At 67.1% G+C, this 18733-nt stretch carries 22 protein-coding genes; 9 read left to right on the top strand and 13 right to left on the bottom strand.

The genetic code is table 11. The features are described 5' to 3' along the window. Positions 1 to 37: 37 nt before the first annotated feature. Positions 38 to 478, bottom strand: a complete 441-nt coding sequence (locus SCH01S_RS14275; protein WP_046349497.1) for a cytidine deaminase — start codon at positions 476 to 478, stop codon at positions 38 to 40. A 1-nt stretch (position 479) separates the two neighbouring features. Further along, positions 480 to 962, bottom strand: a complete 483-nt coding sequence (locus SCH01S_RS14270) for a UPF0262 family protein (RefSeq protein WP_046349496.1) — start codon at positions 960 to 962, stop codon at positions 480 to 482. Positions 963 to 1190: 228 nt separating this feature from the next. Here SCH01S_RS14270 and SCH01S_RS14265 point away from each other — a divergent pair, with 228 nt between their 5' ends. Continuing rightward, entirely contained in the window at positions 1191 to 2696 is a 1506-nt protein-coding gene (locus tag SCH01S_RS14265; protein WP_046349587.1) for a replicative DNA helicase, read from the top strand. Here SCH01S_RS14265 and SCH01S_RS14260 read toward each other — a convergent pair. Genes SCH01S_RS14260 through SCH01S_RS14245 form a run of 4 tightly spaced genes read right to left on the bottom strand, consistent with a single transcriptional unit; the run spans position 2650 to position 6582 of the window. Next, the gene (locus SCH01S_RS14260) at positions 2650 to 3918 is read right to left on the bottom strand and encodes a HupE/UreJ family protein (RefSeq protein WP_169746403.1); all 1269 of its coding nucleotides are present in this window, start codon (positions 3916 to 3918) and stop codon (positions 2650 to 2652) included. The two genes, SCH01S_RS14265 and SCH01S_RS14260, sit on opposite strands and share 47 nt — an antisense overlap. Then, positions 3903 to 5231, bottom strand: a complete 1329-nt coding sequence (locus SCH01S_RS14255; RefSeq protein ID WP_169746402.1) for a tetratricopeptide repeat protein — start codon at positions 5229 to 5231, stop codon at positions 3903 to 3905. Before SCH01S_RS14255 ends, SCH01S_RS14260 begins: the two co-directional genes overlap by 16 nt. Further along, positions 5228 to 5926: a DUF4331 family protein gene (locus SCH01S_RS14250; protein WP_046349494.1), complete on the bottom strand. Its 699-nt coding sequence runs from the start codon at positions 5924 to 5926 to the stop codon at positions 5228 to 5230. The genes SCH01S_RS14255 and SCH01S_RS14250 overlap by 4 nt, the downstream gene beginning before the upstream one ends. Further along, on the bottom strand, positions 5926 to 6582 hold the full coding sequence (locus SCH01S_RS14245) for a DUF4331 family protein (protein WP_046349493.1): 657 nt from the start codon (positions 6580 to 6582) through the stop codon (positions 5926 to 5928). The genes SCH01S_RS14250 and SCH01S_RS14245 overlap by 1 nt, the downstream gene beginning before the upstream one ends. A 118-nt stretch (positions 6583 to 6700) precedes the next feature. Between SCH01S_RS14245 and SCH01S_RS14240 the strand changes: the two genes are divergently transcribed. The 6 genes from SCH01S_RS14240 (at position 6701) to SCH01S_RS14215 (ending at position 11126) form a co-directional block, all read left to right on the top strand. Next, entirely contained in the window at positions 6701 to 6952 is a 252-nt protein-coding gene (locus SCH01S_RS14240) for an exodeoxyribonuclease VII small subunit (RefSeq protein ID WP_046349492.1), read from the top strand. Between the two features lie 13 nt (positions 6953 to 6965). Further along, a complete protein-coding gene (locus SCH01S_RS14235; protein ID WP_046349491.1) occupies positions 6966 to 7865 on the top strand; it encodes a polyprenyl synthetase family protein in 900 nt (299 codons plus the stop codon). A 1-nt stretch (position 7866) separates the two neighbouring features. After that, a complete protein-coding gene (coaD, locus tag SCH01S_RS14230; protein ID WP_046349490.1) occupies positions 7867 to 8367 on the top strand; it encodes a pantetheine-phosphate adenylyltransferase in 501 nt (166 codons plus the stop codon). Positions 8368 to 8434: 67 nt separating this feature from the next. Beyond that, complete coding sequence (locus SCH01S_RS14225) at positions 8435 to 9160, top strand: peptidylprolyl isomerase (protein ID WP_046349489.1); 726 nt, start codon at positions 8435 to 8437, stop codon at positions 9158 to 9160. 19 nt (positions 9161 to 9179) lie between these two features. Then, the gene (queA, locus tag SCH01S_RS14220; protein ID WP_046349488.1) at positions 9180 to 10205 is read left to right on the top strand and encodes a tRNA preQ1(34) S-adenosylmethionine ribosyltransferase-isomerase QueA; all 1026 of its coding nucleotides are present in this window, start codon (positions 9180 to 9182) and stop codon (positions 10203 to 10205) included. Positions 10206 to 10307: 102 nt separating this feature from the next. Then, positions 10308 to 11126 (top strand): hypothetical protein, encoded by an 819-nt coding sequence (locus SCH01S_RS14215; protein WP_217995439.1) that lies wholly within the window; start codon positions 10308 to 10310, stop codon positions 11124 to 11126. Between the two features lie 18 nt (positions 11127 to 11144). On the opposite strand, the gene SCH01S_RS14210 is transcribed toward SCH01S_RS14215, so the two are convergent. After that, positions 11145 to 11810: a Crp/Fnr family transcriptional regulator gene (locus tag SCH01S_RS14210; RefSeq protein WP_084689591.1), complete on the bottom strand. Its 666-nt coding sequence runs from the start codon at positions 11808 to 11810 to the stop codon at positions 11145 to 11147. Between the two features lie 60 nt (positions 11811 to 11870). Here SCH01S_RS14210 and SCH01S_RS14205 point away from each other — a divergent pair, with 60 nt between their 5' ends. Then, positions 11871 to 12701: a TauD/TfdA dioxygenase family protein gene (locus SCH01S_RS14205; RefSeq protein WP_046349487.1), complete on the top strand. Its 831-nt coding sequence runs from the start codon at positions 11871 to 11873 to the stop codon at positions 12699 to 12701. A 46-nt stretch (positions 12702 to 12747) separates the two neighbouring features. Here SCH01S_RS14205 and SCH01S_RS14200 read toward each other — a convergent pair whose 3' ends face one another. From SCH01S_RS14200 to SCH01S_RS14185, 4 genes are all read right to left on the bottom strand, one after another. Next, positions 12748 to 13059: a hypothetical protein gene (locus SCH01S_RS14200; protein WP_046349583.1), complete on the bottom strand. Its 312-nt coding sequence runs from the start codon at positions 13057 to 13059 to the stop codon at positions 12748 to 12750. A 92-nt stretch (positions 13060 to 13151) separates the two neighbouring features. Further along, entirely contained in the window at positions 13152 to 13433 is a 282-nt protein-coding gene (locus tag SCH01S_RS14195) for a DUF427 domain-containing protein (protein ID WP_046349486.1), read from the bottom strand. Between the two features lie 100 nt (positions 13434 to 13533). Further along, positions 13534 to 14520, bottom strand: coding sequence for an NAD(P)H-dependent flavin oxidoreductase (locus SCH01S_RS14190; RefSeq protein ID WP_046349582.1), 987 nt, complete (start codon positions 14518 to 14520; stop codon positions 13534 to 13536). Positions 14521 to 14653: 133 nt separating this feature from the next. Further along, the gene (locus SCH01S_RS14185) at positions 14654 to 15892 is read right to left on the bottom strand and encodes an aspartate kinase (protein ID WP_046349485.1); all 1239 of its coding nucleotides are present in this window, start codon (positions 15890 to 15892) and stop codon (positions 14654 to 14656) included. Positions 15893 to 16082: 190 nt separating this feature from the next. Between SCH01S_RS14185 and ubiG the strand changes: the two genes are divergently transcribed. After that, positions 16083 to 16808 (top strand): bifunctional 2-polyprenyl-6-hydroxyphenol methylase/3-demethylubiquinol 3-O-methyltransferase UbiG, encoded by a 726-nt coding sequence (gene ubiG, locus SCH01S_RS14180; protein WP_046349484.1) that lies wholly within the window; start codon positions 16083 to 16085, stop codon positions 16806 to 16808. 4 nt (positions 16809 to 16812) lie between these two features. Here ubiG and SCH01S_RS14175 read toward each other — a convergent pair whose 3' ends face one another. Then, entirely contained in the window at positions 16813 to 17385 is a 573-nt protein-coding gene (locus SCH01S_RS14175; RefSeq protein ID WP_046349483.1) for a response regulator, read from the bottom strand. Beyond that, complete coding sequence (locus SCH01S_RS14170) at positions 17373 to 18671, bottom strand: sensor histidine kinase (protein ID WP_046349482.1); 1299 nt, start codon at positions 18669 to 18671, stop codon at positions 17373 to 17375. Before SCH01S_RS14170 ends, SCH01S_RS14175 begins: the two co-directional genes overlap by 13 nt. Positions 18672 to 18733 lie beyond the last annotated feature (62 nt).

Below are 18733 nucleotides of genomic sequence, written 5' to 3'. Positions count from 1 at the left end.
GCCGGGTAAACGGCGCGCGAGGCGTAGGGGTTGCGGTTCATCCCAGCCCCAGATCGGCAGGGCCGAACGCGTGCGGCAACAGCTCGGAAAGCCGGTAGGTTGCGACGGCACCCCGTTCTGCCGCGGCGCAGTGGATCAGCGGGTCGCGCCTGCCGAGCTGGGCCGCTTCGTTCAGCACCTGCCGGCAGCGGCCGCAGGGGCTGACCGGGGCCGATCCGGTCAAGCCGCCATCGACCAGAGCGCCGCCGATCACCGCAACCTCGACGACGTCGCGCAGCCGCCCATCGCTGTTCGCCTTGGCAAGTGCGACCGTCTCTGCACAGAGCGACAGGCCATAGCTCGCATTCTCGAAATTGCAGCCGGTCACGACCGAGCCGTCGCTCATCAGCAGGGCGGCGCCGACCCCGAACCGCGAATAGGGGGCGTGGGCATTGGCGGCTGCATTCCGCGCGGCGTCGATCAATTCATCTCTGGTCATCTCACCCCTTGATGTGCAGCACGCAGATCAATGTGAACAGCCGGCGCGCCGTGTCGAAATCCACCTCGATCTTGCCGGCCAGCCGCTCCTTCAGCAACTCGGCGGCATCGTTGTGGATGCCGCGACGCGCCATGTCGATCGTCTCGATCTGTTGCGGCGATGCCTGGCGGATCGCCTGGTAATAGCTGTCGCAGATTGCGAAATAATCCTTGATCGGCCGCCGGAAGCGGCCGAGCCCCAGCACCAGCGTTTCCAGGTGCGATCCGTCCTCGCGGAACATGTCGATCGCAAGCCGGCCTTCCTCGACGCGCAGCTTGATCCGATAAGGGCCGCCATAGCCGTCGGCATGTTCGCGCTGGGGCGCGAAGTGATTGCCTTCCAGCAGGTCGAAGATCGCGATCCGCCGCTCCTGCTCCACATCGGCGGAGCGCCACAGGATCGTGTGCTCGTCCAGGTCGATGGCAATGATCCGCGGATCGGGCATATTGGTTTTGGTCTAGCCTCCCTTCTCGCTTCCGCGAAAGCGGGAAGTATTTTTTGGCTCGCACAAAGGCCACAAAGGGCACGAAGAGAGCGCCTTTGTGGCCTTCGTGCTCTTCGTGCGAGCATTCGGCTGGATCCCCGCTTCGCGGAGTCACGAATGAATGCACGGATTCATCCACAGAGTCATTGGCTTGAGCGGCGGGCCGAAACAGCGGAGAATGCGCGCATCATGGCCGAACCGATCCGACTCGTCCCGCCCGTGGAGGGCGCACCCCAGACTCTGCCCTGCAACATCGAAGCGGAGGCGGCGCTGCTGGGCGCGCTGATGATCGACAACCGGCTGGTCGAGGACGTCCAGCTGAAGCTGCGGCCCGAGCATTTCTTCGAGGCGGTCCACGGCCGCATCTATGACGCGGTGCTGCGGCTGGTCGACCGCAACATGGTCGCCAATCCCGTGACGCTGAAGCCGATGTTCGACGGCGACGAGGCGATGAAGGAGCTGGGCGGCCCCGCCTATCTCGCCCAGCTGACCGGCAGCGGCGCCGCCCTGATCGGTGCGCGCGATTTCGCCGAGCAGGTCTATGACCTCGCCTTGCTGCGCGAGCTGATCGGCGTCGGCCGCGGCATGGTCGAAAAGGCGCTCGACACCAGCGAGAGCGTCGACCCCAAAGGCCAGATCGAGGAAGCGGAAGTCGCGCTCTACAAAGTCGCCGAGCAGGGGGGCGAACAGGGCGGGACCAAGAGCTTCCTGCAGGCGACCCGCATCGCCGTCGCGCAGGCGGAAAAGGCGCAGAATTCGGGCGGGCACATCTCCGGGGTCACCACGGGCCTGGAGGATGTGAACCACCGGACCGGCGGCTTGCAGCGATCGGACCTGCTGATCCTCGCCGGGCGGCCGGGCATGGGCAAGACCTCGCTTGCCACCAATATCGCATTCAACGCGGCCCAGCGTTACCAGCGCGATATCGCCGACGGCATCGATCCGGCCAAGACGCTGGGGGCGCCGGTCGCGTTCTTCAGCCTCGAAATGTCGGCCGACCAGCTGGCGACCCGTATCCTGGCTGAAAACTCCGGGGTGGTCGGCAGCAAGATCCGTTCAGGCAGCCTCAGTCGCGACGAGTTCAACCAGTTCGCCCGCGCGGCGGCCGAGCTGGAGAATCTTCCGCTCTACATCGACGACACGCCAGGCCTGACGATCGCGGCGCTCCGCACGCGCGCGCGGCGGATGAAGCGCAAGCACGGCATCGGCCTGATCATCGTCGACTATCTGCAGCTTTTGACGGGCGGCGGTAAAAACAGCGGCGACAACCGCGTGCAGGAAATTTCCGAGATCAGCCGCGGCCTGAAAACGCTCGCCAAGGAGCTGAACGTGCCGGTGATGGCGCTGTCGCAGCTCAGCCGCGCGGTCGAGCAGCGCGAGGACAAGCGCCCGCAGCTGTCAGACTTGCGCGAATCCGGCTCGATCGAGCAGGACGCCGACATCGTGCTGTTCGTCTATCGCGAGGAATATTACGTTCAGTCGCGCGAGCCGAAGGGCGACAGCGCCGATCCCAAGGCCGACGAAGCCTATCGCCAGTGGCAGCTGGAAATGCAGGAGGCGTTCCAGAAGGCCGAGCTGATCATCGCCAAGCAGCGCCACGGCGCGACCGGCAAGGTTCGGCTGAAGTTCGAGAGCAACATCACCAAGTTCAGCGACTATATCGACGACACCTACCTGCCCCAGCGGATGGGATAGACGCCCGCCCGGTCACGAAAGCGAGAAGGGCGCCGAGCGTCAGCGTAGCCAGCAGCCAGGGTGCGTGGCTGAGCCCGGCATCGATCGCGCGGCCCACCGGATTGTCGACGCCCAGCGTCCGTTCGACGATCCACGCGGTCGCGGCGATGCCGGCAAAGGCGGCGCCGGCGTTGCGGACAGCCGGATACCAGCGGGTCCTGGCGAGCAGCACCAGCGCGGGCATCACCGCGCCGACGACCATCAGCTGAACCAGCTCGATCCCCAGGTTGAAGCCGAGGATCGATTTCGCCTTTTGCAGCGGGTCCAGCCCGAAGCGTCCGATCAGCGTCGCGAAGGCGAGGCCGTGGATCAGGCCGAAGCCGGCGGCGATCCATGCCTCGCGGCCGGGGAACAGCGGACGCCAGGCATGGATCGCCGAGACGAGGATCGATACGGCGATCCCGACCTCCACCGGCTGCGCCGGCAGCCGCCAGCCGAAGAAGGCGCCGCCGATCAGCGTCAGCGAATGGCCGACCGTGAAGGCGCTGACCACCGCGACCAGCCGGTGCACCGTGTGACGCCAGCCGCCATAGCCGTTCCAGAACCGCCCTGCCGTGAGCACCGGCGCCGGCAGCAGCAGCGCGATCAGGAACAGCAGATGGTCGTGCCCTTCCGCGATGTGGTGCATGCCGAGCCCGATCGCCGAAACGAAGCCGCGCCAGTCGCTGCCGGTGCCGCGATCGATGCGCAGCACCGTCGCGCCGGGCTGAAGGCCGCCCAGCATCTCTGCACGCTCGGTCAGATGGCCGCCGGCGAAGTCGTTGCGCGCGACGACCAGCACGATGTGATTGGGAACGCGATCGATCACTGCGGTGTAACGAAGATCGAACCGGCGCGGCGACACGCCCGGCGGCGGCACCAGCGAATAGCGCGCGCGCAGGTCCGGCGGGCCGGCTTCGTGCACGATATCGATAGCGGTCGATCGCACCTGCCAGCCGGGGACGCTCAAGCCGCCGGCGACGTAGCGGCGAACCTCCGCATCTCGCACCGGGCCGAGCATGCCCGGCACCTGGCGACGCAGCGCAAAGCTCAGCTCTGCCAGCGGGATGATCGCCTCCGCCTCGACACGGCGCGCGCCGAAATCGAGGCGGATTTCCGAATTGGGCGTCAGGTGCGCGGCGGCGGGCGCGGCGGCCAGCAGCAGCGCGAGCCAGAGCAGCAGCCGCGTCAATGGCCGTACCACAGCAAGGTCGCGGTCGGGTCGAGCGCGTGCGGGTTGAGGCCAAGCGCCGTGTCCTGCTCTGCGTCAGCGGCTTCGCTCTGCCCCAGCAAGGCGTGGGCACGTGCCGCGACCAGATGCTGCTCTGCCGATTGCCAGCTGGAGCGGTTGACAGCATCGATCAAACGCAGCGCTTCCGCCGGCCGATTGTTCGCGATCAGCGCCCAGCCGAGCGCGATCGCTGTCGCACCGTGCGGGCGGTTGGCGAAATCCCGCCGCGCCAGGTCGAGCGCGCGTCCCGCGCTTCCGAACGCGAGCTCGTGCTCAACCGCATGACCGAGCGCGGCTTCCGGCAGCAGGCGCAGCCGTTCGGCCCAGCCTTTCGCCGCACGGGCCGCCCAGAACTCGGTTTGGGCATAGTCGCCACGCGCCCGATAGAGGCCGGCAATCGCGTCGCACAGCATCGGATCGTCGTTGCGCGCGGTCAGCGCTTCAAACGCGCGAATCGCCTGGGGATAGTTGCCGCGCAAGGCGAGCATTTGCGCGCGATATGCTTCGCTCAGCCACCAGCCGGGAAAGCGGCGCTCGGCGTCGGCGAAGGCGGCGTCGGCCTGATCCCAATTTCCCCGCTGCAGCTCGATCGTGCCGCGCAGCAGCGCGAGCTGCGCCAGCGCCTGGCCGGGAACGAGGCCGGCGCGTTCGACGCGCCGGATCGCGGCCAGCGCATCGTCCGGACGGCCGGCCTTTGACCAGAAAATGGCAAGTCGCTGGTCCGGTCGCTCGCCGGCCTCGCCGAGCTTTAGATAAACGTCCCGGGCACGGCCATATTGGCCGCGATAGAGCGCGATGTCGCCGCGCATCGCATCCTCGCCGGCGCGCACTTCGGCTTCGGCCGGCACGGCATAATGATCGACGGCGTCGAGCATCCGCTCTGCCACCCCAAGCCGGTGGAGGCTGAGCGCGAGCGCTGCCTGGGTGAGGTGCGGCCCGGAGCGGGGGGCGGCGGTAGCGAAGCCCCGATCGAGCGCGGCCTGGGCATCGGCATAGTCGTGGAACGATCCGGTGAGCCGGGCGCGCTGCATCAACTGGTGGGCAATCCGTTCCTGCATCAGCCAGTCGTCGGGGCGGCCGGCGGCGAGCTGGCGCAGGCCCGCGAGCTTCCTGTCCATCTGGGCGATCGCGACGGCGTAGCTGGGCGCGCCGGCGCTGCTCTGACGGATCGGCAGCTCCGCGACCGGGCGGGACTCCAGCCATCGCGCCAGTGCGAACACGGCGAGCGCCGCTGCGATCAGCCACACCAGCGCTCGCATCGGCAGCGGGCGAGCGGCCGCGATCACACGGGCGTGGCGCACATGGTCAGGCCCAGGCGCTGGAAGTCGTCAGCCAGGGCGTTGGTCAGGCCGGTTAGCGTGTGCACGATATCGCCCGTGAACTTGCCGGCGACGTCATCGGCCGGCGTCGAATCATTATAGGCGTTCTTCTGCGCGCTGGAGATGAGCGCGGTCGCGACCGCCGGCATGCCCATCCGATCGACGCTCACATAGGCAGACGGCGGATCGGTGCGGAAGTTGAAGTTGGTTCCGCCGGCGGGAGGCATCGGCGGATTGCCATTGGCGGGTGCGAGATAGGGGAAATCGGACAGGGTCTTCACCTCGTTCCCCGGCGGGTCGAGCGGAAGGCTGGCCAGCAGCGTCGCCGGATGCTTGGTGAGATCGAGGAACAGCACGTTGAGCGTGATATCAATGACGGGATCATTGAGGCCGCGGCCGTTCGGGAATCCGTTCGGCTTGGTGACGTCCAGCTTCACCGTGTCCGGGATCACCAGATTGGCGACGCTGACCCCGGGCGCGACCTGCTGGTTCAGGCAGCGCGTCACGTCGAAGCTGGTGCCGGTCGCAGTGGGCGACGGTGTCGGGGTCGGCGTCGACTCGACCGGGCCGGGCCGGGGAGCGGCCGTGGGGCCATCGTTGCTGCACGCGCCAAGCGCCGCAAGGGCGACGGGGAGGGCGAGAAGGGGAAGAGCCGGGCGCATCACAATTGTCCCCCGAAGCGGGCGGTCTGCGCCCAGATGTCGAGCGGGTTGGTGCCGTTCAGCACCGCCGAACGCGGAATTTCGATGACGACCGACGTGTCGTTCTGGCCGTCGAAGAAGTCGCGCGTGTTGCGGATCGCGAGAGTCCCGGTCGACCGGGTCTCGCGGAAGCCCAGCAGGTCGAAGAAGAAGGGGTCGTCGAACACGCCGGCGATCGCCTTGACGCCATCACGCTGCAGCACCGTCTGCACCGGTCCCTCGATCGGGCCCGTCGTGCCGGGGACGCCGGTGAACTGGACGCCCGGCGACTGGCCGTCGAACCCAAAGCGGAAGCGGATCTGGAATTCGGGATCGGTGCGCGCGCCGGCGTTCGAGATGTTGATCGTGTAGAGCACGTCGCGATCATAGGTTGGCGGCATGTTGCCGGGTTGCGGGCCGGCAAAGGTCAGCACGATCACTATCGAGGTCGGCGTGTACCAGGCGAACACGTCGGCGATGTCGGCCGGCACATCGGGCGTCGGATCGAAATCCTTGTCCGTCCGGGTGGGAGGGTCGAGATGGTCTGCTGCCCGGCTGGCATAATCGGCCGACACCAGCGCCAGCGGCAAGGCAAACGCCGTCGCGCCGAGCGTCATCCACGTGCGTGAGATGCGCATAATCACCCTCCCTGTTCAGCAGTCGAGCATCCGGGTGCCCGGCCACATGGTAAAGATGCTCGTCGACGAAACTGACGCGCCGATTGACCAAAATACGCCCTGTGAGCATAGCGGATGCATGACGGAAACGGCGCCAACAAATGTTACCGATTTGTCGTTCGAGGACGCGCTGAAGCGGCTCGAGGCGATCGTGTCGCGGCTGGAAAGCGGCGACGCGTCGCTGGACGAGTCGATCTCGCTCTACGCGGAGGGCGACAAGTTGCGCGGCCAGTGCGAGGCGCGGCTGGCGGCGGCGCAGGCGCGGATCGAAAAGATCACTCTGGGCCAGGACGGCCGACCGACCGGCACCCAGCCGTTCGACGGTGGGTAAGGGCGCACTCGGGATGGCTCGCGGGGGCGTGCATCTTCAGCAGGCGATGGAGCGGATCGCGCGCGATATCGATCATGCGTTCGACCTGCTGCTCGCGATCCCCGACGATCCGCGGCGGCGCCTGTACGAAGCGATGCGCTATGCAGCGATCGGCGGCGGCAAGCGGCTGCGGCCGCTGCTCGTCTGTGCATCGTGCGATCTCTATGCGGTCGACGGCCCGGCGGCCCTGCGCGTCGCGACCGCGATCGAGTGCATCCATGTCTATTCGCTGGTCCATGACGATCTGCCGGCGATGGACGACGACGACCTTCGTCGCGGCAAGCCGACCGTGCACCGGGCGTTCGACGAAGCGGCGGCGATCCTGGCGGGCGATGCGCTCCATGCGCTGGCCTTCGAAGTGCTGGCCGATCCGGCAACCCACGCCGATCCGTTCGTCCGGTCCGAGCTGTGCCTGGAGCTGGCCCGGGCAGCGGGACCGTCCGGGATGGCGGGCGGACAGATGATGGACCTCGCCGCGTGCGCCGCGCCGATGGACCTGGCGACGATCACGCGCCTCCAGCAGCTGAAGACCGGCGCGCTGTTCGGCTTCTGTCTGGAATCGGGCGCGATCATGGGCAGGGTGCCGCCCGAGGGCCGGACGCACCTGCGGGGCTATGCGCGCAATATCGGCCTGGCCTTCCAGATCATCGATGACCTGATCGACGTCGAAGGCAGCGCCGAAGCGGCCGGCAAGGCGGTCGGCAAGGACGCCGCGGCGGGCAAGGCGACGTTCGTGTCGCACCTGGGCGTGGAGCGGGCACGGGAGCAGGCGCGACTGCTGGTCGACCAGGCGATCGAGCATCTGACCGATCACGGCGCCGAAGCCGACCTGCTGCGCGCGATCGCCGGCTACATCATCGATCGGGACAGGTGAGATGAGGACAGGAGTCTATCCGGGCACATTCGACCCGATCACTTTGGGCCATATGGACATCATCCGGCGCGGCGCGAAGCTGGTCGACCGGCTGGTGATCGGCGTGACCACCAACCCGTCCAAGTCGCCGATGTTTTCGGTCGAGGAGCGGATCGACATGGTCCGCCGCGAAGTCGACGGAGAGGGCGACCATATCCAGGTCGTGCCGTTCGATTCGCTGCTGATGACTTTTGCCGAACGCCAGGGCGCGTCGGTGATCGTGCGTGGCCTGCGCGCGGTCGCGGACTTTGAGTACGAATACCAGATGGCGGGGATGAACCAGCAGCTCAACGACCGGATCGAGACGGTTTTCCTGATGGCCGACGTCTCTCTGCAGCCGATCGCATCGCGGCTGGTGAAGGAAATCGCGATTTACGGCGGGGACATATCCAGGTTCGTGACGCCATCGGTGGAGCAGGATGTCCGTGCCCGTGTTGAAAGGCTTGGCCGCAAGGGCAATTAGCCCTATTCAGCCGCCGCTAAGCCGCCGAGTTTTAGCGGCACCGGCATTCCCGAACACGGAGTTTCGAATGCGCCTGATTGCCGCCATCCTTGCCTTGCTCGGCGCGCTGTTCGCGACGGCGGCAATCGCGAAGAAAGCGCCGAAGCCCAATCCGGCCCCCTCGCCGGCGGCCGCGGAGGCGCTCGTCACGCCGCCGGTCACGCCGGAGAACACCTGGGTGCTGGAGCTTTCGACCGGCGGCCGCGTGCTGATCCAGCTCCGCCCGGACAAGGCGCCGAACACGGTCGAGCGGATCAAGACGCTGACGCGCAGCGGCTTCTACAACGGCCTGACGTTCCACCGTGTGATCGAGGGCTTCATGGCCCAGGGCGGCGATCCCAAGGGCACCGGCGAAGGCGGCTCGCCCCTTCCCGACCTGAAGGCCGAGTTCAACGACCTGCCGCACGTCCGCGGCGTCGTCTCGATGGCGCGCGCCGATGCCGTCGATTCCGCGAACAGCCAGTTTTTCATCATGCTGATGCCGACGCTGCGCCTCGACAATCACTACACGCCGTTCGGTCGGGTCATTTCCGGCATGCAATATGTCGATGCGATCGAGAAGGGCGAGCCGCCGGCCAACCCGTCGCGCATCATCAAGGCCTGGATCCAGTCCGACGGCGAGAACGCCCCGCCGGTGCCGCTGCCGGCCGTGGCGGCGACGCCGGCTCCGGCGGCGACAGCTGCTCCTGCGCCGACCACGCCCGAACCGGCGCCCGCGCCCAGCCCCACGCCGACTCCCCAGCCCAGCCACTAACCGGGCCCAGGATCGCACCATGAAGGTCGATCTTTTCGATTTCGACCTGCCGCCGGACCGCATCGCGCTCCGTCCCGCCGAGCCGCGGGACAGCGCGAAGCTGCTGCTGCTCGACGGCGATCGTACCGCCGACCACATTGTTCGCGACTTGCCGACGCTGCTTCGGCCCGGCGACTGCCTCGTTTTCAACGATACGCGGGTCATCCCGGCGCAGCTCGAAGGGCAGCGCGGCGACGCCCGGATCGGCGCCACGCTCCACAAGCGTGCCGATCTGCGGCGCTGGCATGCCTTCGTGCGCAACGCGAAACGGCTGCGGATCGGCGACACGATCGACTTTCCCGCCCAGGTCCAGGCCGTCGTCGAGGCGCGCAATGCCGACGGCAGCATCCTGCTCCGCTTCCTGGGCGACGAGCCGGTCGAGCTTCTGCTGGAGCGCGCCGGCCGCATGCCGCTGCCACCGTATATCGCGAGCAAGCGCGAAGCGGACGAGCGGGACCGCGCCGATTACCAGACGATGTTTGCCCGCGAGGAAGGCGCGGTAGCGGCACCGACAGCGGCTCTGCACTTCACGCCCGCGCTGATGGCTGCGCTCGCAGATGCAGGTGTCGGCCATGAAACGCTCACGCTGCATGTCGGCGCCGGCACGTTCCTGCCCGTCAAGGCCGAAGACACGGCCGACCATCAGATGCACGCGGAATGGGGTCGCATCGACGTCGCCACCGCCGATCGTCTGAATGCGGTGCGCGCGCGGGGTGGCCGCGTCATCGCCGTCGGCACCACGAGCCTTCGCCTGCTGGAAAGCGCCGCCACGGAAGATGGCTGCATCCAGCCGTTCGAGGGCGACACCGCGATCTTCATCACCCCCGGCTACCGCTTCCGCGCGATCGACGGGCTGATGACCAATTTTCATCTGCCGAAGTCGACCCTGTTCATGCTGGTCTCGGCGCTGATGGGCCGCGAACGGATGCTGGCGGCGTACGAGCATGCGATCGCCGGCGGCTACCGCTTCTATAGCTATGGCGACGCCTCGCTGCTGCTGCCTTGAACGGGTCCGTCGACGAAATCCGCATATCGGTCGCCTGATCATCGCGTTCGGAATCGATCACGCTAGGGCGCGCCAAAACGGGTCGCTAGCGGGAGATTTTCTGTGGCGACCATTGCGAATACCATTGGACTTGCCGGCCGGAACCAGGCCGGCACCTCGATTGGCCGGGCGATCGACCGCTGGGTCTACGTCTTCATGGCGGCGCTCTTCATCGCGATCACGCTGGGCGGGTTCATTCCTGATTCCCTTGCGAAGATCGCAGCGGTGAAGGCCGGCGAGCGGCCGCCTTTCCACATCATCCTGCACGTGCACGCCGTGCTGATGGCGTCGTTCCTGCTGCTTCTGCTCGCGCAGACGGCGCTGGTGGCGACAGGGAAGCGCAAGCTCCACCGCACGCTTGGCGTCACCGCCTTCGCGCTGGTGCCGGCGATCGTCGTGGTCGGGTTCATGCTCGCTGTCGGCAACTATCACTGGGTATGGGCAGCGGCGCGGACGGCGTCTGGCGATGCGGGGCAGAGCCTCCGGCAGCTCGTCCTGATTCTCGACGATATTCTGCTGATGCAGCTGCGGATCGGCGTCCTGTTCCCGTTGTTTATGGTGATCGGCCTGTGGGCGCGGCGGAGCGACGCGGGCCTTCACAAGCGGATGATGATCCTGGCGACGGCCGTGCCGCTGCCGGCGGCGATCGATCGGTTGAGCTGGCTGCTGCCGACCACGCTGCCGACCAGCGCCATCTCGACCGACCTGTATGTGCTCGTCGCCATCGCGCCGATGTTCGTGTGGGACCTGGTCCGCAACGGGCGCGTCCATCGGGCCTATTCGATCTGGTTCGCGGTCAACCTGCCCTTCGCGATCGCCGTCCACGGCCTGTGGGAGACGCAGTGGTGGCACTCGACCGCTCCGCGTTTGATGGGCGTGTAAGCCCGGTCGCCGCGCTCGCTAGCTCAAACCGCGCGCGATCCTTGTCAGGCCAGCGGCAGAGAGGAGCCTGACCGCCCCATAGCCGCGCTGGATCAGCCCGTCCGCCTCCAGCCTGGCGAGGTGATCGTTCATGGCCTTGCGCGTGAGGCCGCACATTTCCGCAAGGTCAGACTGACGCGCGAGCACCCGGTCATCGCTTGCCAGCTGCAACAGGCGCGCTGCGATGCGCGCGCGGGGGCGCAGGAGGAGCAATTGCGCGGCGAAGTGGACGATCGTGTCCAGCTCCCCGTAAACCAGCTCGCTGACGTCCTTCCACACATCCGGGTGGGCGACGGCGATGCGGTCGAGCGCGGCGTCGGAGATGGTCAGAATCGTAGCTATCCCCTGCGCCCGGGTCGTCACGATGCGCGGGCCGCCGCCGCGCCGGCGGCTCTGTCCCAGGATCGCCGGTGCCTGGGCAAGTCCGATCAGCACGTCCCGATCCGCATCCACTGCGACTTCGAGCCGCAATGCGCCGTCCAGCACGGCGCACAGGCCGGTGTCCGGATCGCCCTCGCTATAGACCCATTGGCCTGGCTCCAGCCGCACGACTAGGCCCTCGGCGCAAAGCCGCTCCTGCAGTGCCGGCGCGCGGCGCGCGAACCACGGATTGCGGCGAAGGACGGAGAGAGGATCAAATGTCACCCTGGTGATATTTAACCATCGCGCCAGCCGCTACAACTGCGAACAGTCAGGGAGGACAGCATGACGCTGGAACTGCGGCCGCTGGGCAAGCATGTCGGGATGGAGGCGATGGGCATCGACCTCAATCGCCTGGACAACGAGGAGCTGGAGGCGATGAAGGCCGCGCTCGCCGAACACGGCGTCGTCTTCGTCCGCGATCAGCAATTATCGCCCGAGCAGCATATCGCGTTCGCCCGGCGCTGGGGCAGCATCGACATCAACAATTATTTCCCGGCCAATGGCGGCCATCCGGAAATCGCCGAGGTGCGCAAGAGCGAGACGCAGACGACGAATATCGGCGGCGGCTGGCACACCGATCACAGCTATGACCAGGTGCCGGCGATGGGGTCCGTGCTGCTGGCCCGCGAGACGCCGCCCCATGGAGGCGACACGTTGTTCTCCGGGATGGCAGCGGCGTTCGAATCCCTGAGTTCAGGGCTGAAGGACATGTTGCGCGGGCTGCGTGCGGTGCACTCGGCCGATCACATCTACAGCCATGACGGGGTATATGCGAAGACCGATCAGGCCGCCGACCTGAAGGGGCACGAGGTGCATACGCGCGCCGTCCACCCTGCCGTCATTCGCCACCCGGTGACCGGGCGCGAAATCCTTTACGTCAATCCGGCCTTCACGCTGCATTTCGAGGGCTGGACGCGGGAGGAGAGCATGCCGCTCCTTGCCTATCTGTATGGCGTCGGGATGCGGGAGGAATTCCATTGCCGCATCCAATGGTCGCCGGGATCTCTCGCGATCTGGGACAATCGGTCGACCTGGCATTATGCGATGAACGACTATCAGGGCCATCGCCGGCTGATGCACCGGATCACGATCTCGGGCGAACCGCTCCACTGATCTGGTTCGGGCGGACCTCGACCGATCCGCCCGAACGAAGTTGCGGTCAGCAGCCGTTGCGGTGCCGGGTATGCTTCTTGTCCAGGTGCCGGCCGAGCAGCGCGCCGCCGACGCCGCCGGCGATCGTGCCGACCGTGCCGCCGCCCAGCGCGTTGCCGATCAGTGCGCCGCCGGCGCCGCCTGCGATCGTGCCGACCGCGCCGTTGCCGCCGCTGCAGCGATGACGATAATAGGCGGTCTGGCCGCGATACACGTGATGACGATTATAGTGATGCGTGCGCGCCAACGCCGGTTCGGGCATGATGGTGGGCGCGGACACGAGGACCGCAAGGGTCGCTAAAGCCAGCTTGTTTCTCATTTTCATCTCCATTGTAACGCGAGCGCAACGCGTAACAGCGCGACCGGTTGCCGCGATCACGTCGACAGGTGGAGCATGAACGCCAGAGAGCGCTATTCGACCCGCACGCCTTTCCAGAACGCAATGCGATCCTTGACCTCGGCGGCGGCGGGCTTGGGATCGGGGTAGTACCAGGCCGCATCCCTGTTCTCGGCGCCGTTCACCGCGAGCGTGTAATAGCTGGCGAGCCCCTTCCACGGGCAGGTCGTGTGGGTGTCGCTGCGACGCAACGCCGACGCGTCGACGGACTGGCGCGGGAAATAGTGATTCCCCTCGACGGCCACGGTGTCGTCGCTGTCGGCGATGGTCGTGCCGTTCCAGACTGCCCTCGGCATAAGACACTCTCCTCCGTTCGCTTCGAGCGAAGTCGAGAAGCGTGTAGCACGGAGACTGCGGTTTCTCGACTTCGCTCGAAACGAACGGATTGTGGAAAGCTCAGGCCGCCCGGCGGCTGAGCGCCTGTGCCGCTTCGTCCATCAGCTCGGTGATAATTCCGGCGACCGGCTCCTCGTTCCTGACCATGCCGACCGACTGGCCGGCCATCAGCGAGCCGTGCTCGACGTCGCCGTCTATCACCGCGCGGCGCAGCGCGCCGGCCCAGTAATGCTCGATCTGCAGCTGCGCCTCGGCCATCGCGACCTTGCCTTCGTCGAGGGCTTGGGCGACCTCGCGCTGCTTGGCGGTGAACAGCTCAGTGCCGGCATTCTTGAGCGCGCGGACGGGGATCACCGGCAGGCGTGCATCGACCTGAACGCTGGCGACGGCGTCGCGGGCGGAGGCGCGGATGAACGCCTTCTTGAAGTTCGGATGGGCGATGCTCTCGGTCGCGCAGACGAAGCGGGTGCCGAGCTGCACGCCCGACGCGCCCATTTCGAGATAGCCGGCGATCAGCTCGCCGCGGCCGATCCCGCCGGCGACGAACACCGGCACTTGCTCTGCGACTTCGGGCAGGATTTCCTGCGCCAGCACCGAGGTCGAGACCGGGCCGATATGGCCGCCGGCCTCCATGCCCTCGATCACCAGCGCGTCGACGCCGGAGCGGATCAGCTTCTTCGCCAGGCTCAGCGCCGGGGCGAAGCAGATCAGCTTGGCGCCGCGGCCCTTGATCGCGTCCAGGCTTCCGGCCGGCGGCAGCCCGCCTGCAAGAACGATATGGCCGACCTCATGCTTCGCGCAGACCTCGATCAGGTCGAACAGCTGCGGGTGCATCGTGATCAGGTTGACCCCGAATGGTCTCGACGTGAGCGCTTTGGTGCCCGCAATCTCGGCATCCAGCAACTCGGGCGTCATCGCGCCACAGGCGATCACGCCGAAGCCGCCGGCGTTGGAGATCGCCGCAACCAGGTTGCGCTCGCTCACCCACGACATCGCCCCGCCCAGGATCGCGACCTCGCAGCCGAGGAACTCGGCCCCGCGATGCATCAGCGCCTTCAGCTTCTCACTCCCCTCCCGCTCGCGGGAGGGGTCGGGGGTGGGATCTTGTTCTTCCAGTGCAGTTGCCATGTTTACGCCCATGCCCACCCCTAGCCCCTCCCGCAAGCGGGAGGGGAACGTATCAGGCGGCCACCTGCTCCGCGTCGAGGCCATAGGCCGTGTGCAGCACGCGCACGGCAAGCTCGGTGTAATCTTCCTCGATCAGCACCGAGACCTTGATCTCCGACGTGGTGATCGCCTGGATGTTGATGCCGCGATCGCCCAGCGTCTTGAACATTTTGGCGGCGACACCCGCGTGGCTTTTCATGCCCACGCCGACGATCGTGATCTTCGAGACATTGGTGTCGTGCACCATGCGCGTGAAGCCGATCGCCGCCTTCGCCTTGTCCAGCAGGTCGAGCGAACGGGCGAGTTCTACGCTCGGCACGGTGAAAGTGACGTCGGTGGAGCCGGTATCGTGCGCGATGTTCTGCACGATCATGTCTACATTGATGTTGCCGTCCGCCAGGGGCGCGAAGATCGATGCGACCGCGCCGGGGCGGTCGGGCACGTCGGTCAGCGTGATCTTCGCTTCGTTCTTGTCGTGCGCGATGCCGGTGATGAGCTGGCGTTCCATATTGTCCACTTCCTCGTCGCCGACGATCATGGTGCCGGGTCGATCGTCGAACGATGACAGCACCTGCAGCCGGACCTTCTCTTTCATCGCGAGACCCACGGAACGCGTCTGCAGCACCTTGGCGCCGACGCTCGCGAGCTCGAGCATTTCCTCATAGGTGATCTTCTGAAGCTTGCGCGCGCGCGGCACGATGCGCGGGTCGGTCGTGTAGACGCCGTCGACATCGGTGTAGATGTCGCAGCGGTCCGCCTTCATCGCCGCCGCCACCGCGACCGCCGAGGTGTCGGAGCCGCCGCGGCCGAGCGTCGTCACCCGCTCTCCCGCCGCCACGCCCTGGAAACCGGGGATCACGGCCACCTTGCCTTCGGCGAGTGCGGCATCGAGCGTTGCCGTGTCGATCTCGGCAATGCGCGCGGAGCCGTGGCCGTCGGAGGTTCGGATGGGCAATTGCCAGCCCATCCAGCTTCGCGCCGGCACGCCGATCGCCTGCAGCGAGATCGCGAGAAGGCCGCTCGTCACCTGCTCGCCGGAGGCCACAACCACGTCATATTCGCGCGGGTCATACAGCGGCGAGACTTCGCGGCAAAAGGCAACGAGACGGTCGGTTTCGCCGGCCATCGCCGACACGACGACCGCGACCTGGTTGCCGGCGTCGACCTCGCGCTTGACCCGTTCGGCGACGGCGCGGATGCGCTCGACCCCGGCCATCGACGTGCCGCCGAATTTCATCACGATCCGGGCCATGAGCGTGGGCGTTCCTCCGAGAGAGGCGCCGTTTAGGGGCGCGGTTTTGGCTTGGCAAGAAAGCCCGAGTTCGGGGTGCCCTAAACTCGGTTTGGCCTGAGCTTGTCGAAGGCCTCCCTTGTTCTTTGGATAAGGCTGTAGAAAGGGGAAGGGAGGGCTTCGACAGGCTCAGCCCAAACCGGAGCGTGAGATGACTGAAGTGAACACCATCCGCCCCGAAGAAGCGGCGCATTTCGGAAAGCTCGCCGCGGACTGGTGGGATCCGAAGGGTTCGTCCGCAATGCTCCACCGGCTGAACCCGGTGCGGCTGCGTTACGTCCGCGAACAGCTCGATCACCAATGGGAGCTGGACGAGCATGACCGCAAGCCGCTGGCCGGAAAAAGCGCGGCGGACGTCGGCTGCGGCGCGGGCCTGCTGTGCGAGCCGCTGGCGCGGCTCGGCGCGCACGTTGTCGGCATCGATGCCGCGCCGGAGAACATCGCCGCGGCGCGCCTCCATGCCGAGGGACAGGGCCTCGCGATCGATTATCGCGTCGGCAGCATCGATGTGCTCGGTGCGGAGCCGTTCGATCTGATTACATCGCTGGAGGTGATCGAGCATGTCGAGGATCCGGCGACATTCGTGCGCGGGCTCGCCGATGCGCTGAAGCCCGGCGGGCTGCTGATCCTGTCGACGCCCAACCGCACGCCCGTCTCGCGGCTGGCGATGATCACGCTGGGCGAAGGCCTGGGCGCGATCCCGCGCGGCACCCACGATTGGGACCGGTTTCTGACGCCCGACGAACTGCGCGCGCATATCGAAGCGGCGGGGCTGGAAGTGCTCGACACGACGGGGCTCAGCTTCAGCCCGGCGCGTGGCTTCGTGCTGGGGGAGAATCTTTCGCTCAATTATCTCGTCACCGCGCGGCGCGCCTAGGCGCCTAGACCAGGCCGCGGCTCCTGGCCTGGGCGACGGCCTTGGCGCGGTTGGACGCGCCCAGATTGCCGAGCAGAGCCGCGACATGGACCTTGACTGTCGCAGGGGCGATGCCGAGCCGGACGGCAATCTCCTTGTTGGTCATACCGTGCGCGATCAGCTGCAGCACTTCCAGCTGGCGTGGCGGGAGACGCGCGGCCGAGGGAGCATCGATCGGCCGGCCGGCCATCGCTGCCTTGATCGCCGCGAGCAGCGCTTCGGGATCGAGCTGTTTGGAGACGAGGCAGTCGATCCCGATCCGATCCAGCTGTGCGGCAAGGCGCGCATCTTCAAGGCCGGTCATGACCACGATGCGCGTGTGCGGCGCCAGCGCGCGAAACCGGCGCACGCCTTCCTCCGGCGCGGCCCCCGGCATGGCGAGATCGAGTAGGCATAGGTCGGGCTGCTGCGCCGCCATTGTCCAGGCTTCCGGGAAATTGGTCGCTTCCAGCAGCTGCACCGCCGGCCATGCGCCGCGAACGGTCGCGGCCAGCGCCTGGCGCATCAGCGGGTGATCGTCGGCGATCAGGCAGCGCATGGCAGCTCGGCTCCCTCGCTCGCTGCCGCCGCGGGAAGCCGGATGTAGAACGCGGCGCCGCCGCCCCTGGCCGGTGCGAGACCGCACTGCCCATCCATCAGCGCGACAAGATTGCGGGTCGAGGCGAGACCGAGGCCGAAGCCGCCTTCGGCGCCGACGCGGCCGCCCTGCTCGAACGGGCTGAAGATGCGCTCCCGGTCGTCGGCCGCAATGCCCTGGCCGTTGTCGGCGACCCAGAGTTCGACCGCATCGTCTCTCCGGCGAGCGCCGATCAGGATTTTGCCGGCGCCGGAATGCCGGACGGCGTTCGCGACCAGGTTCTCGAGCGCGCGCGCCAGGAGCGCCGGATCGGCAATGATCCAATGGCCGATTCCGGCGAGGCGGATCTGGATACCGGCCGCCGCTGCATTGGGCCGCTGCGTGAGCAGCACGCGATCGAATACGTCGCCGGTGCGAACCGCCTGAAGACTGGGCCGGATAACGCCGCCTTCGAGCTTCAGATGTTCGAGCATCGCCGCCACCAGCGCGCGCGCCGCCGTCAGCGACTGGCGCAGCGCGCCAAGGGCGGGCGCCTGCTCCGCCGCTTTGCCGCCCGGCTTTACCTGGTTCAGGAACAATGCGGCTGCCTGGAGCGGCTGCTGCAGATCGTGCGAGGCGGCGCGGATGAAGTGCGTCTTGGCATCGCGTTCCCGCGCGACCGTGGCGCGCGCGGCCGTCGCCTCGACCACCGCGGCGCGAACGAACCGGCGCACAGCGAGCAAGGTGCCGCCGAACAGGGCAAGGAAAAAGGCCAGCGGCAGCGCATAGGGCGGCATCGCGACCAGCAGCCAGGTCACCAACGATCCGAGCACCAGCACGACCGCGCCCGCAAGCACTTGCGTCGCCTCGGTCGCGGCGACGAACTGGATCACCAGATACCAGGCGTAGAGGATGATCATCAGCGCGCGCAGCTCCGGCCCGGCCGGCGGCATGAACAGCCAGACGCTGGCGGCGATCACGACATTGCAGATGGTCATGCCGGCCTTTGCGCCCGGAATCCACCAGCGCAGAATCTGGGCGTCGGACGGGGGACGAAGCACGAAGTCGATCCATGCCGCCAGCCAGCTCGTCAGCAGTCCGCCCATTGCCGCCACCCAGGCGCGCAGACTGGCGCCAGGCGCCACGTCGCGATACTCGACAACCAGGAATCCGGTGACACAGGCGAGCCCGATCAGCGCGACCAGGCTTCCCTTCACCTCGGTCCGCGTTTCGTTGACGAGGACCTGCACGCGACACGCAGCTTCCACGCTGACCCCTTTTTCCCCGCAACATGTGTTCGGAACGGCGCCGCCGCTGTCAAGCCGAGTCG

Source organism: Sphingomonas changbaiensis NBRC 104936 (assembly GCF_000974765.1).
GTDB lineage: Bacteria > Pseudomonadota > Alphaproteobacteria > Sphingomonadales > Sphingomonadaceae > Sphingomonas_B > Sphingomonas_B changbaiensis.
This window is presented reverse-complemented; position numbering and strand designations above follow the sequence as displayed.

Coding starts and splice junctions, on each gene's coding strand:
- SCH01S_RS14275 (WP_046349497.1), bottom strand. CDS start 478: ATGACCAGAGATGAATTGATCGACGCCGCGCGGAATGCAGCCGCCAAT.
- SCH01S_RS14270 (WP_046349496.1), bottom strand. CDS start 962: ATGCCCGATCCGCGGATCATTGCCATCGACCTGGACGAGCACACGATC.
- SCH01S_RS14265 (WP_046349587.1), top strand. CDS start 1,191: ATGGCCGAACCGATCCGACTCGTCCCGCCCGTGGAGGGCGCACCCCAG.
- SCH01S_RS14250 (WP_046349494.1), bottom strand. CDS start 5,926: ATGCGCCCGGCTCTTCCCCTTCTCGCCCTCCCCGTCGCCCTTGCGGCG.
- SCH01S_RS14245 (WP_046349493.1), bottom strand. CDS start 6,582: ATGCGCATCTCACGCACGTGGATGACGCTCGGCGCGACGGCGTTTGCC.
- SCH01S_RS14240 (WP_046349492.1), top strand. CDS start 6,701: ATGACGGAAACGGCGCCAACAAATGTTACCGATTTGTCGTTCGAGGAC.
- SCH01S_RS14235 (WP_046349491.1), top strand. CDS start 6,966: ATGGCTCGCGGGGGCGTGCATCTTCAGCAGGCGATGGAGCGGATCGCG.
- coaD (WP_046349490.1), top strand. CDS start 7,867: ATGAGGACAGGAGTCTATCCGGGCACATTCGACCCGATCACTTTGGGC.
- SCH01S_RS14225 (WP_046349489.1), top strand. CDS start 8,435: ATGCGCCTGATTGCCGCCATCCTTGCCTTGCTCGGCGCGCTGTTCGCG.
- queA (WP_046349488.1), top strand. CDS start 9,180: ATGAAGGTCGATCTTTTCGATTTCGACCTGCCGCCGGACCGCATCGCG.
- SCH01S_RS14205 (WP_046349487.1), top strand. CDS start 11,871: ATGACGCTGGAACTGCGGCCGCTGGGCAAGCATGTCGGGATGGAGGCG.
- SCH01S_RS14200 (WP_046349583.1), bottom strand. CDS start 13,059: ATGAGAAACAAGCTGGCTTTAGCGACCCTTGCGGTCCTCGTGTCCGCG.
- SCH01S_RS14195 (WP_046349486.1), bottom strand. CDS start 13,433: ATGCCGAGGGCAGTCTGGAACGGCACGACCATCGCCGACAGCGACGAC.
- SCH01S_RS14190 (WP_046349582.1), bottom strand. CDS start 14,520: ATGCATCGCGGGGCCGAGTTCCTCGGCTGCGAGGTCGCGATCCTGGGC.
- SCH01S_RS14185 (WP_046349485.1), bottom strand. CDS start 15,892: ATGGCCCGGATCGTGATGAAATTCGGCGGCACGTCGATGGCCGGGGTC.
- ubiG (WP_046349484.1), top strand. CDS start 16,083: ATGACTGAAGTGAACACCATCCGCCCCGAAGAAGCGGCGCATTTCGGA.
- SCH01S_RS14175 (WP_046349483.1), bottom strand. CDS start 17,385: ATGCGCTGCCTGATCGCCGACGATCACCCGCTGATGCGCCAGGCGCTG.